The sequence below is a fragment of the Blautia sp. BIOML-A1 genome, assembly GCF_009883055.1.
Classification (GTDB): domain Bacteria; phylum Bacillota; class Clostridia; order Lachnospirales; family Lachnospiraceae; genus Blautia_A.
The window spans coordinates 1-12,719 of record NZ_WWVR01000052.1 but is presented as its reverse complement, the minus strand read 5'-3'; the positions used below and the strand labels follow the sequence as shown (position 1 = coordinate 12,719).

Annotated in this window: 13 protein-coding genes; all 13 read right to left on the bottom strand. The window is 44.6% G+C overall.

Going from position 1 to position 12,719, the window contains the following annotated elements:
* The coding region (locus tag GT674_RS15735; protein WP_243149160.1) for an FGGY family carbohydrate kinase at nucleotides 1-350 on the bottom strand (350 nt) is incomplete at its 3' end.
* A 58-nt stretch (nucleotides 351-408) separates the two neighbouring features.
* Nucleotides 409-1,893: an L-fucose/L-arabinose isomerase family protein gene (locus GT674_RS15730; RefSeq protein ID WP_161286545.1), complete on the bottom strand. Its 1,485-nt coding sequence runs from the start codon at nucleotides 1,891-1,893 to the stop codon at nucleotides 409-411.
* Between the two features lie 28 nt (nucleotides 1,894-1,921).
* On the bottom strand, nucleotides 1,922-2,539 hold the full coding sequence (locus GT674_RS15725; RefSeq protein WP_161286543.1) for a DUF4867 family protein: 618 nt from the start codon (nucleotides 2,537-2,539) through the stop codon (nucleotides 1,922-1,924).
* Nucleotides 2,540-2,715: 176 nt separating this feature from the next.
* A complete protein-coding gene (locus GT674_RS15720) occupies nucleotides 2,716-3,534 on the bottom strand; it encodes a helix-turn-helix transcriptional regulator (RefSeq protein ID WP_161286542.1) in 819 nt (272 codons plus the stop codon).
* A gap of 794 nt (nucleotides 3,535-4,328) precedes the next feature.
* Nucleotides 4,329-5,105: a tryptophan synthase subunit alpha gene (gene trpA, locus GT674_RS15715; protein ID WP_161286540.1), complete on the bottom strand. Its 777-nt coding sequence runs from the start codon at nucleotides 5,103-5,105 to the stop codon at nucleotides 4,329-4,331.
* The gene (gene trpB, locus GT674_RS15710) at nucleotides 5,098-6,282 is read right to left on the bottom strand and encodes a tryptophan synthase subunit beta (protein ID WP_161286538.1); all 1,185 of its coding nucleotides are present in this window, start codon (nucleotides 6,280-6,282) and stop codon (nucleotides 5,098-5,100) included. Before trpB ends, trpA begins: the two co-directional genes overlap by 8 nt.
* A gap of 50 nt (nucleotides 6,283-6,332) precedes the next feature.
* Complete coding sequence (locus GT674_RS15705) at nucleotides 6,333-6,962, bottom strand: phosphoribosylanthranilate isomerase (protein WP_161286537.1); 630 nt, start codon at nucleotides 6,960-6,962, stop codon at nucleotides 6,333-6,335.
* A 37-nt stretch (nucleotides 6,963-6,999) separates the two neighbouring features.
* On the bottom strand, nucleotides 7,000-7,836 hold the full coding sequence (gene trpC / locus GT674_RS15700) for an indole-3-glycerol phosphate synthase TrpC (protein ID WP_173902675.1): 837 nt from the start codon (nucleotides 7,834-7,836) through the stop codon (nucleotides 7,000-7,002).
* Between the two features lie 88 nt (nucleotides 7,837-7,924).
* Nucleotides 7,925-8,935 carry an anthranilate phosphoribosyltransferase gene (gene trpD, locus GT674_RS15695; protein ID WP_161286535.1) on the bottom strand — a complete coding sequence of 337 codons (1,011 nt, stop codon included), beginning with the start codon at nucleotides 8,933-8,935 and terminating at the stop codon, nucleotides 7,925-7,927.
* A 34-nt stretch (nucleotides 8,936-8,969) separates the two neighbouring features.
* Complete coding sequence (locus GT674_RS15690) at nucleotides 8,970-9,545, bottom strand: anthranilate synthase component II (RefSeq protein WP_161286533.1); 576 nt, start codon at nucleotides 9,543-9,545, stop codon at nucleotides 8,970-8,972.
* A complete protein-coding gene (gene trpE / locus GT674_RS15685; RefSeq protein ID WP_161286532.1) occupies nucleotides 9,542-11,026 on the bottom strand; it encodes an anthranilate synthase component I in 1,485 nt (494 codons plus the stop codon). The genes GT674_RS15690 and trpE overlap by 4 nt, the downstream gene beginning before the upstream one ends.
* Before the next feature lie 401 nt (nucleotides 11,027-11,427).
* Nucleotides 11,428-12,285: a Cof-type HAD-IIB family hydrolase gene (locus GT674_RS15680; RefSeq protein WP_161286530.1), complete on the bottom strand. Its 858-nt coding sequence runs from the start codon at nucleotides 12,283-12,285 to the stop codon at nucleotides 11,428-11,430.
* A 190-nt stretch (nucleotides 12,286-12,475) separates the two neighbouring features.
* Nucleotides 12,476-12,719: zinc ribbon domain-containing protein (locus tag GT674_RS15675; protein ID WP_161286529.1), on the bottom strand; the 244-nt coding region annotated here is incomplete at its 5' end.

The following is a 12,719-nucleotide window of genomic DNA, read 5'->3' as shown; positions in this document are numbered from 1 at the left end:
TTCTCTTTACCGATCTCGTTGTTGAGATATTCTGTTTCTTTCTGGGAACGTCCATCATTCCAGAGGATTGCCGGGCGGATAACCTTGTCATTCTCATCCAGCGTTACCAGTCCATGCATCTGTCCCCCGAAGCCAATTCCAGCTACCTTGGAACGATCAATCCCCTCCGTCAGTTCTTTCATTCCCTCTACGCTCTGCGTAAACCAGTCCTCCGGATTCTGTTCTGACCAGCCCGGATGCGGAAAAAATAATGGATATTCTTTTGATACAATATTACAGATCTTGCCGGATTCTTCCATAAGAAGAAGTTTTACGGCAGAAGTCCCTAAATCTATGCCAATATAGTACATTTTTCCTCCTAACTGTGCATCTGCATTCATACCTGCAGATGCACATTCTGTCTGCGGATCATCCCCACGGATTTTCTGTCGGGTATCTCACACCTGCCGGCTGATTGTATCCAATCTCATCAACCGGAACACCGATATATTTAAATACCTCAAAGAGAGCTTTTCCATGATGTCCGAATGCTACTGCACCGTGATGCGGATATCCTCCCTCGATCAGGACATGGCGATAGAAACGTCCCATTTCCGGGATAGCAAAGACACCAATCGCGCCAAAGGAACGGGTTGCAACCGGAAGCACTTCGCCGTGTGCGATATAGGCACGAAGTTTGTTATCAGCCGTGCTCTGCAGACGATAGAATGTGATATCACCAGGTTTGATGTCACCCTCCAGAGTACCGTTTGTAACTTCGATCGGAAGAGATCTTGCCATGATCATCTGGTATTTCATTTCACAGAAGGAAAGTTTGCTCGAAGCAGTGTTTCCACAGTGGAATCCCATGAATGTGTCTTTCAGTGTATAATTGTATTTTCCCTCGATGGACTCTTTATACATATCCTTCGGTACAGAGTTGTTGATATCAAGCAGGGTAACGACATCGTTGCTTACAACCTGTCCGATGAATTCACTTAATGTACCATAAATATCAACTTCGCAGGATACCGGAATGCCCTGGGCAGTCAGACGGCTATTTACATAGCATGGAACAAATCCAAACTGTGTCTGGAATGCCGGCCAGCATTTTCCTGTCAGAGTTACATATTTACGGTATCCTCTGTGATCTCTTACCCAGTCTTTCAGAGTCAGTTCATACTGAGCAAGTTTCGGAAGGACCTCTGGTTTCTTGTTTCCGGCACCAAGTTCTTCTTCCATTTCTTTTACAATTTCCGGGATTCTTTCATCGCCTTCGTGCTTATTGAATGCTTCAAAGAGATCCAGTTCAGAGTTTTCTTCAATCTCTACGCCAAGATTGTAGAGTTGCTTGATCGGTGCATTGCAGGCAAGGAAGTTTGTCGGACGCGGTCCAAAGCTGATGATCTTAAGATTGCTCAGTCCTTCAACTGCTCTTGCGATCGGAAGGAACTCATGAATCATATCTGCACAGTCTTCGGCATCACCAACCGGATATTCCGGGATATAGGCTTTTACATTACGAAGCTGCAGGTTATAGCTTGCATTCAGCATACCGCAGTAAGCATCTCCACGTCCCTGGCAAAGGTTATCCTGTGTCTCCTCTGCTGCTGCGATAAACATTTTTGGTCCGTCGAAATGTTTTGCAAGAAGTGTTTCGGAAATTTCAGGTCCAAAGTTTCCAAGGTAAACACAAAGTGCATTGCAGCCTGCTTTTTTGATGTCCTCAAGAGCCTGTACCATATGAATTTCGCTTTCTACGATACAGATTGGACATTCGTAGATATCCTTTGCATCATATTTGTTTGTATAAGCCTCTACAAGAGCTTTTCTTCTGTTTACAGAAAGTGATTCCGGGAAACAGTCACGGCTGACTGCAACGATTCCAACTTTTACTTCTGGCATATTGTTCATGATAAAAATTCCTCCATATTATTATAAATTAAATTATTTGTATATTCTTACCTTTCAGTCCATTAAACGCACCTTCGATAGCTGCTTCCTCATGTACGATCAGCCATTTATTCTTAGCTGTGAGAAGTCTGTCTTCTCCTTTATCTTCTTTATCAAAAGTCAGCTCTGTATTTGTTCCCTTCGGTAAAACAACGACACACTGGAAACCTGTTTCTTTTACATGACATGGTGCATAATGAAGAGTGGTTGCATAAACCTCAACTGCGGTTCCTGCCGGAACAAGAAATGCTTCTACCTTGGATGTGTCATATGTGAAGTCTTTTTCTACATCCTGCTGATGTCCGATAAGAAGTACCATATCTGTGACTGCTACATTAATTTCGGAGCTGCGATGATATTCCAGTCCATTCAGTTTCTTGTTATGACCGTTGCAGTATCCGATCTCAATTGGAAGTCCACCATATCCTTTGTCCTGAAGTTCCTTCGCTACCGGCAATGCTTCCATCTCTTCTACAGATGGTACATAGATTACATCCTCCGGTACCGGCGTGTGTTTCATTTCTTTCAGAAGTTCTGTAAAGTCATACCCCTCCAGTACTTTACCATATCTGCGAAATGCGTCATCTGCTACATTCTGAATCTTCACCTGAAGTTACCTCCTTTATATTTTTTGTATTGAAAATATCATATCACTCACCAAATAATATTTCGCCAAATTTTTTGTCCTGTTTAGTGCATTTTTTTGACCTGTAAATCAGTTATTTGCCCTCATCCTGATATAAACAAAAAAACAGGCAGTTTAATGACTACCTGTTTTTTATCTTATTTTGTTCGTCCAAGTTCGCTTGGCAAAATACCGTAGCGTCTCTGAAATTCTCTTGTAAACGCCCGACTGCTGCTGAATCCGTTATCCAGTGCGATCTGGCTGATCGTCTTATCTGTATTGAGAAGTTCTCGGTACGCATAAGTCATGCGAATGTCCTGAAGATATGTCTTAAAATTGACATTTGCATATTTCTGAAACATCCTGGATAAATATGCATCTGAATATCCAAACATATTCGCAATTTCAGTCAGTTTAAGTTCTTCCTGGTAATGTTCTCTCATATAGGAAGTAATCCTTGCAAGTGCATCCAGGCGGCGGCTATGGCGTACTTCCTGCTCTCCGGCCTCGTCCAGACGATAATGATTGACCAGAAGATACAATACATCATAATAAAATGAACGGATCTTGAATTCATATCCGCTTCCTCTTTTTATATATAAGCGGTACATTTCCTGAACCAGATTTGATAATTCTGTATCCATCTGTGGGATACTTCCGGCAAACCGGATAAAACGATGTGCGGTAAAATAATCCTCGAACTGTTTCAGGGGAATCTGAAGCACTGCCGTATGATTTTCCTCCGGCGAATTGATTGAATGGACTTCATTTGAGTTAATGATCATCAGCTCGCCTGCCTTGAGCGGATGTTCCTCTTCATTCAGATAAAATGTCAGAGATCCTTCCATGACAGCAAAAATCTCAATTGACGTATGCCAGTGTTTCTCTCTTACATAATTTCCCTGACTACCCTCAAACAGGAAAAATTTAAAAGGCAGTCCCTCATCCGGGATCACCAGTTCATGCTGGAATTCCATGCTATACCCCTCTCATCCGTATATGATATTTTACTTCTACTGTTACTTATCATTTTTATATCATAACATGAATTGGTATATGACGGAAGCAGAATATATGATAATGATATATGACGGAAGATGGTATATCATGTGCAGGTACATAAAATAATGCTGCGTTGTGTTGCTGTTCACTACGTTCACAGCACCCCGGTCAAAATGCATTCCAGATCGCCTACGGCGATGGCATTTTGACCTGTATGTCTCGGGATTTTGGCATATTCATGCCAAAACACCTCGCGGGATACTATTTTTATGAAAATTACTACTTCTTCTCTCCGTGCATGCGCTTATTTGCCTGCACGTCATGACGAAAGCCTCGCAGACATTTCCTGTCCCTGCACATGAATACCAAACTTCCTGTATATTACCAAAGGAGGACTCCCTGCATATGCTTTGCACTGTCCCGGCTTTTATTACTTCCTGTATGTCACCACACTCCCATCTTCAGATAAAGTACGGTGAGATGGAATCAAAATAAAAAAATCCAGTCAAGAAGTTTTATAATCATCCTCTGGTGCAGTCTCGCCTGAAGAACTTCGTAAAGGTTCCTGGTTGTACAGGTTTTTGCGTTGATACAGAAAATGCTGCTGTCTGAGCGTCAGCGAGTTCAGCATTTTTCTGTATCGTTCTTAGCAAAGTTCTGTACACCACGGTACCTTAGAAGTTCTGAATTGAGACAAATCCAGAGGATGATTCATAAAACGACCTTCCTGGAGTTCAATTATTTTATTTCCATCGTCACCGGGAATCCTTTATTTCTTTATCGCATCCTTCATAGATTTCACATACTCTCGGATATACGGCACGCAGTCAGCTCCGTAAGTTTCACACAGCTTCACGATCGCCGATCCCACAATAACCCCATCTGCCTGAGCTGCCATCTTCTTCGCCTGCTCCGGATTAGAAATACCAAATCCAACAGCACACGGGATATCTTTCTGAGCTTTGACAAGATCTACCATAGCCCCGATATCCGTAGTAATCTGACTTCGCATACCGGTAACTCCAAGCGAAGATACACAATAAACAAAACCCTCCGCCTCGTTTGCAATCATAGAAATTCTCTCATGAGAAGTTGGTGCAATCAGCGAAATCAGATCCAGACCATACTTCTCTGCAACAGATGCAAACTCCTCTTTTTCCTCAAACGGAACATCCGGAAGAATCATTCCATCCATCCCAACCTCTGCAGCTTTCTTGCAGAAACGCTCAGTCCCATAGGAAAAAACAACATTCGCATAAGTCATAAACACCATCGGGATACTGGTATTTTTACGGATTTTTTCCACCATTTCAAAAACTTTATCTGTGGTAACTCCACCAGACAGGGCACGCAGATTTGCTCCCTGGATAACAAGTCCCTCTGCTGTAGGATCAGAAAACGGAATACCAAGCTCGATCAGATCAGCTCCTGCATCTTCCATAGCATATACAATTTTTTCAGTAACATCCAGAGATGGATCCCCACAGGTAACAAACGGGATAAATGCTTTTCCCTTCGCAAATGCCTCAGTAATTCTCTTATTCATGGATATCCTCCCCTCTGTAACGTGCGATTGCCGCACAGTCCTTGTCTCCACGTCCGGAAATAGTGATTACAACAATCTGATCTTTGCTCATCTGCGGCACAATCTTTCTCGCATAAGCAACTGCATGCGCACTCTCGATTGCCGGAATAATACCTTCGGTTCTGGAAAGATATTCAAACGCTTCAACCGCCTCATCATCTGTCACAGGCACATATTCCGCACGTCCGATATCATAAAGATGTGCATGCTCCGGTCCGACTCCAGGATAATCCAGACCCGCGGAAATAGAATATACCGGTGCGATCTGACCATATTCATCCTGACAGAAATAGGATTTCATTCCATGGAAGATACCAAGCTTTCCGGTTGCGATCGTTGCCGCCGTCTCAGCCGTATTCACGCCTCGTCCTGCTGCCTCGCAGCCAATCAGACGAACACCCTCGTCCTCAATAAAATTATAGAAAGTTCCGATCGCATTGGAGCCGCCGCCGACACAGGCCAACACAGCATCCGGAAGTTTCCCCTCTTTTTCAAGAATCTGTTCTTTGATCTCTTTGGAAATAATCGCCTGAAAATCACGGACGATCGTCGGGAATGGATGAGGACCCATGGCTGAACCAAGAACATAATGCGTATCCGCAATACGATTTGTCCACTCTCTCATGGTCTCAGAAACAGCATCCTTCAAAGTTGCCGTTCCCGATGTAACCGCATTTACCTTTGCTCCCAGAAGACGCATTCTGTAGACATTTAAAGCCTGACGTTCCGTATCTTCTTTTCCCATGAAGATTTCACATTCCATCCCCATAAGAGCAGCTGCTGTCGCGGTTGCAACACCATGCTGGCCGGCTCCTGTCTCTGCAATAACACGGGTTTTTCCCATCTTTTTGGCAAGCAGGACCTGTCCCAGAACATTGTTGATCTTATGAGCACCTGTATGGTTCAGATCCTCACGCTTCAGATAAACCCTGGCACCGCCCAGGTCCTCCGTCATATGTGCTGCATAATACAGACGGGACGGACGACCTGCATAGTTATTCAGCAAATCCGTGAGTTCCCGGTTGAATTCCGGATCATCTTTGTAGTGATTATAAGCCTCTTCCAGTTCCAGCACTGCATTCATCAGTGTCTCCGGAATGTACTGCCCTCCATGTATTCCAAATCTTCCCTTTGACATTGGTATCCTCCTCTATGTTCTTCAAATCACAGCATTTCCCTGTAATTTATTTACACACTTTTTTTCACAATATCCACAACCTGCCGGATTTTCTCCGGATCTTTCCACTTATCTGTCTCCACACTGCTGCTCAGATCCACAGCATATGGTCTGATTTCCCGGATTGCCTGCCTCAGATTCTCTGTGCCAAGCCCTCCTGCAAGAAAAAACTCTCTTCGGATCTCCGGTATCAAAGTCCAGTCAAACGTCTTTCCCGTTCCTCCGCCGCCCTGATCCAGAAGGATATAGTCCGCCGGACTTAAAATTGCCTTCTCTATATCCTCTTTTGTCTTCACAGAAAATGCCTTAATGACCGGCTTCTCCACTGTTTTCTTTAATTCCCTGATATAGGACTCATCTTCCTGTCCGTGAAGCTGTGCAAGTGCAAGTGTCCCGTCATTCAAAAGATCTCTCACCAGTTCCATCGGTGCATTCACAAATACTCCAACTGCACGGATCTTTGGCGAAAGTTCTCTCACCAGTTCTCTGGCTTTATCTGCTGTTATGCTCCGGAAACTTCGCGGAAATTCTATAATAAATCCACAGTAATCCGGCTTTGCTTCATTGATTGCAAGAATGTCTTCCCTGCGCCTGAGCCCACATATTTTGATTTTGGTTTTTGTATGCTTTTCTATTGTCATATCTGTTTTTATTTGTAACCGTTCTGAATAGTTACTTTTATTCTTCTGTTAACGGTGCTCCGTTCAGTTCTTCCAGTGCTGCTTTTTTGTCCGCACTTCTCATCAGGGTTTCTCCGATCAGAACCGCTTCGATCCGGTTTTCATGCAGCTTTCGGATATCTTCTGCAGTACGGATGCCGCTCTCCGATACAAAGATCACATCGTCCGGGGCAAGTTTACGAAGTCGGATACTGTTTTCCATATCCACCTCAAAGGTTTTGAGATCACGGTTATTGACACCAATGATCCTTGCTCCACTCTTTAAGGCTCTCTCCACTTCCTCTGCATCATGTGCCTCCACCAGTGCATCCATGCCCAGATCCTCTGCCATTTCCCGATATTCACGAAGCTGTCTGTCATCAAGAAGTGCACAAATCAGAAGCACAGCTGCAGCTCCATAAGCGGCTGCCTGCACGATCATGTAATCATCCACTACGAAATCCTTTCTCAGAACCGGAATGTCTACTTCCGATGCGATCTCCCATAAATACTGGTCAGATCCCTGGAAATAAAATGGCTCTGTCAGACAGGAGATTGCTGCTGCTCCGGCTTCTTTATATTCCTTTGCAATCTCCAGATACGGGAAATCCGGTGCGATCAGTCCCTTAGAAGGAGAAGCTTTTTTTACTTCACAGATATAGGACATTCCCTGCTTTTTTAATGCCTGGTAAAAGCTGTGCGGCGTTTTTGCTGTCTCAGACTGAGTCAGTGGATTGAGCAGCATCTGGACTTTTTTCTGCCGGATCTCACGGATCAGATCCTCTCTCGGCATTTCTTTCTTGTCCTTTTCGATACGCTCCCTTGTCTTTTCGGCAATCTCGTTTAAGATGTTCATGATAATTTTCCTTTTCTTATACTACGTGAATTTCAGCACTTTCTTCTGCCAGGCAGAAATAAATATACTGATTCTCTTATTATAGCACTTATTCGTTGGAAGCCTGGATAAATTCTTCCAGCTTCTTCAATGCCGCGCCACTGTCGATAAGCTCTTCAGCCATACGGACACCGGCCTCCATACTTTCCGCTTTACCTGCAATATAAAGTGCCGCACCTGCATTCAGGCAGACCGCCTGACGCTTCGGTCCTCTCTCTTCCCCCTTTAAAATTGCTCTGGTAATCTCTGCATTTTCTGCCGGAGTTCCTCCAACCAGATCTTCCTTGGAGCATCTGGTGTAGCCAAACTGTTCCGGTGTAATCTCATAGGACTGGAACCATCCGTCCCTGATCTCACATACGGAGGTTGGTGCGCTCATGGAAATCTCATCCAGCTTATCCTGTCCGAAAACCACCATTCCTCTGATCACGCCAAGCTTCGCCATAACCTGTGCCAGCGGTTCCACAAGAGCCTGATCAAACACGCCCATCAGTTCCATGTTTGCTCCTGCCGGATTACTCAGAGGTCCAAGAATGTTAAACACGGTGCGGATTCCAAGTTCCTTACGGATTGGTGCCACATACTTCATTGCAATATGATAATTCTGTGCAAACAGGAAGCAGATATTGATTTTTTTAAGCAATTCCGCACTCTTTTCCGGCGGGATTGTAATATTCACTCCAAGAGCCTCAAGAACATCTGCTGCCCCGCTTTTTGACGATGCTGCACGATTTCCATGCTTCGCTACCGGCACGCCGCCTGCTGCGATCACCAGGGAAGAGGTTGTGGAAATATTGAAGGAATTTGCTCCATCACCACCGGTTCCCACAATCTCCAGCACATCAAGATCATGCAGTAATTTAATGCAGTGTGCTCTCATTCCTGCTGCGGAAGCTGTGATCTCATCAATAGTTTCCCCCTTCATGGAAAGAGCTGTCAGATAAGAAGACATCTGGACCGGTGTTGCCTGTCCGCTCATGATCTCATCCATAACTGTCTCCGCTTCCTGATATGTTAAATCTTCTTTTTTTGAAAGTTTTATGATTGACTCTTTGATCATCTTACTACCTCCCTGACTATATTCTGTAGCTGTATTACCTGTGAACAGTTGCCATAAAGTTCTGTATCATTAATTTTCCATCGGGTGTCATGACAGATTCCGGATGAAACTGTACTCCATAAACAGGATATTCTGTATGTTCTACCGCCATGACTTCTCCATCTTCTGCCTCTGCTGTGACCTTAAGTACCTCCGGAAGTTCCTCTCTCACAGCAGCCAGTGAATGGTATCTGGCCGCCTGGAAACTGTCTCCCAGACCTTCAAAAATTTTACTTTTTCCAACCGTGTAGATTGTTTTTTTCTTTCCATGCATCAGCTCTTTTGCATAAGAAACCCGACCGCCAAAGGCTTCACAGATTGCCTGATGTCCCAGACAGATTCCAAGGATCGGGATCTTTCCTGCAAAGTATCTGATAGCCTCAATGCAGATTCCCGCATCGGAGGGTTTTCCCGGTCCCGGCGAAAGGATCAGTGCCTCCGGCTTCATTTTTTCTATTTCTTCAACGGTATATTCATCGTTTCGAACCACTTTGATGTCCGGTTCGACAGAACCGATCAGTTGAAATACGTTATAGGAAAAGCTGTCATAATTATCGATCAGTACGATCATTCCAATCCCTCCTGTGCCTTATTGATTGCCAGAACTACGGCTCTTGCCTTGTTGCAGCACTCCTCAAATTCCTTTTCCGGAACACTGTCTGCCACGATTCCTGCTCCGGAGCGAATACATATCTCACCTTTTTTCTTGTACACGAGGCGGATTGCAATACAGGTATCAAGGTTTCCTGCAAAGTCCAGATAACCGATCGCGCCACCATAGATTCCTCTTTTACTCTGCTCCAGCTCCTCAATAATCTGGCAGGCACGGAATTTGGGTGCTCCGGAAAGTGTTCCTGCCGGAAGGATGGAATCTACCGCATCCACCGCATCTCTGTCCTCGCGGATCTCACCGGCTACCGTGGAACCAATATGCATGACCTGTGAAAAATGCTCCACGCTCATATACTTTTCTACTTTTACACTTCCGATCTTACTGATCCTTCCGATATCATTTCGACCAAGATCCACCAGCATATTATGCTCCGCAAGTTCTTTTTCGTCTTTCAGAAGTCCCTCTTCCAGTTCCCGGTCTTCCTGCTTTGTTTTACCCCTCGGTCTGGTACCTGCCAGAGGGAATGTAGTGAGTTTTTTGTTCTCAAGTTTGACCAGTGTTTCCGGCGAAGCACCTGCCAGTTCGATGTCATCACTGGAAAAATAAAACATATACGGGGATGGATTTGTTGCTCTCAAAACCCTGTAGGTATCAAACAGGCTGCCCTCTGCCTTCGCTCTCATCGGGTTGGAAAGTACTACCTGAAAAATATCTCCTTCGTGAATATAATGTTTTGCTTTTTCCACCATCTGACAGTATTTTTCTTTTGGAAACTGCGGTCTGATCTCTGAATCCAGCTGCAGCGGCGGAAACTCTGCTTTCTTTCCACTACGGATCAGATCTGCCATTTCCTGAAGCTTTTGCTCTGCTTTCCGAAGAGAATTTTCCAGGTCATCCAGCATGACTCCTGTGATCAGAAGTACCTTCTGTCTGTAATGATCAAAGGCGATCACCTGGTCAAAAAGCATCAGATCCATATCTCTGAAATCCGGATCCTCATGCTCTCCAAGCTTCAGCTTCGGTTCGCTGTATTTGATATAATCATAAGAAAAATATCCTACCAGACCACCGGTGAATGGAGGCATATCCTCCATGACCGGGCTCTTATATTCCTTTAATATCTCTCTTAAGGTATCTCCCGGATGTGCCACCTGCTTTGTAATTTCTTCTTTATCTGCACCTTCAGTCCTGCGGATTTTCATAATTCCGTCTGTACAGGTAATCTCCATGACCGGCTCATATCCCAGGAAAGAATAACGTCCCCATACCTCTGTCTGACTTGCACTTTCCAGCAGATAACAATGTCTGCTTGCCTCCCTGAGAGTTCTCATCATCTCCACAGGAGTATATCTGTCTGCATATAGTTCCCGACATACCGGAACTCTTTTGTACTGTCCTTTTGCTGCGATTTTCCTGATGTCTTCCATCGTAGGATACATGGATCTTACCTCCTCATATGGTGTCAGTTTCCTTACTCCATTCTGTCATCACAGACTTTTTGGTAAAAAGAAAGCCCGTCCACGACAGAAACTGATCTCTGTCAAGGACGAGCATTAAAATTCACCCGCGGTGCCACCTTGATTCACGGAACGACCCGTGCTCTTTGCGGAATACCTGCATATTCCCGGCAACTGACGTATGCCTCACGTCGCAGAATACTCGAACTAATCTTTCCCTGCGCCCTCAGCGGTCCATTTGACAACCTGCATTTCTACCCGGCTCTCACCCTCCCGGACTCTCTGTGCGCGCATGACTGCCTTTATCTCCGCTTCAACGGTTTAACTAGCTAAATTATTTTCTATAAAATACCACTATTTTTTCCAATTGTCAATAGGGTTCATCATATTTCGCATTTTATATGCGACAAAATATTACCTGCACACAGAAAAGACAAAATTGCTTCCGCGACTCCATCTTCTTCATTGGTGCCTGTTACATATGCGGCAGCTTTCTGGCAGTTTTCTGTCGCATTTCCCATCGCAAAGCCATATTTCACAACTTCCAGCATACTGCTGTCATTATCTGCATCGCCAAAAGCCATTGCTTCCTCCGCCGCGATTCCAAGATGTCCCAGAAGCCATAGAAGTGTCTTGCCCTTTCCGGCATCCTTATGACCGATCTCCAGAAGGTTTGACACAGAAGAAGTCACATAAACATCCGGAATCTCTTCTCTCAGTGATGTATACAATCGCTCTCTGTCCTCATGACTGCATACAAAAGAAATACTGTCCAGTTCCGCTTTGTGCTCTGCTGCAAACTGCAGAATATCCTTCACCGGTCTTCTCGTCGCCCTGATATATTTCGCACCGTATTCCGTCGCAAGATAACGGATCGGATCTTTTACATACTCCTCCTCCGCATAGGGAATGCCATCAATAACCGCCTCCATGACAATTTTTTCTCTTTGTCTCACGGCAATCGCTGCATCCACAGATTCCGGGCTGAGCAGACACTGATAAATACGTTTCTCGGCTTCTGCCGAATAAACAGCTCCTCCGTTGGCAGTGATCAGATATTTCACTCCCGGATATTCCCGGATCATTTCCGGCACTGATTCAAAAGATCTGCCCGTTGCCGGAACAATATAAATCCCTTGTGCTGCCGCCATATCAAGAGCCTTTCTTGTCCCTGGCGAAAGTTCTTTTTTGTCGGTCAGCAGAGTTCCATCCAGGTCACTGGCGATAAGTTTAATGGACATAATTTTCTGCCACTCAAAATGTGATTAAACATACTTACATCGAGATAATGCGGATTCTCACGAATACCGCTTACTGTTTCTTCGTGTATGCTTTTGAGTAACCGTAGTTATCTCTACTCACAGATCCTAAGTACACTCCACAGTCGTTAATTCCCGAAATAGCCTTCGGTACATACTTACGTTTACGGAATCATGCAACTTCGTAAGTCTCTGCATCTCTCAGATTCAGTGCTGCATTGAGATCTCTGTCCTCAATATATCCACATGTGCATCTGTAGATCCTGTCTGAAAGTTTCAGATCTTTTTTAATACAGCTACAACAGTGACAGGTCTTTGAAGACGGATACCACCTGTCAACTACCCGCAGTTCGATTCCATATTCAGCACATTTTGCTTTCAATCTTGTCCGGAATTCATAGAATTTCTGGGACGCA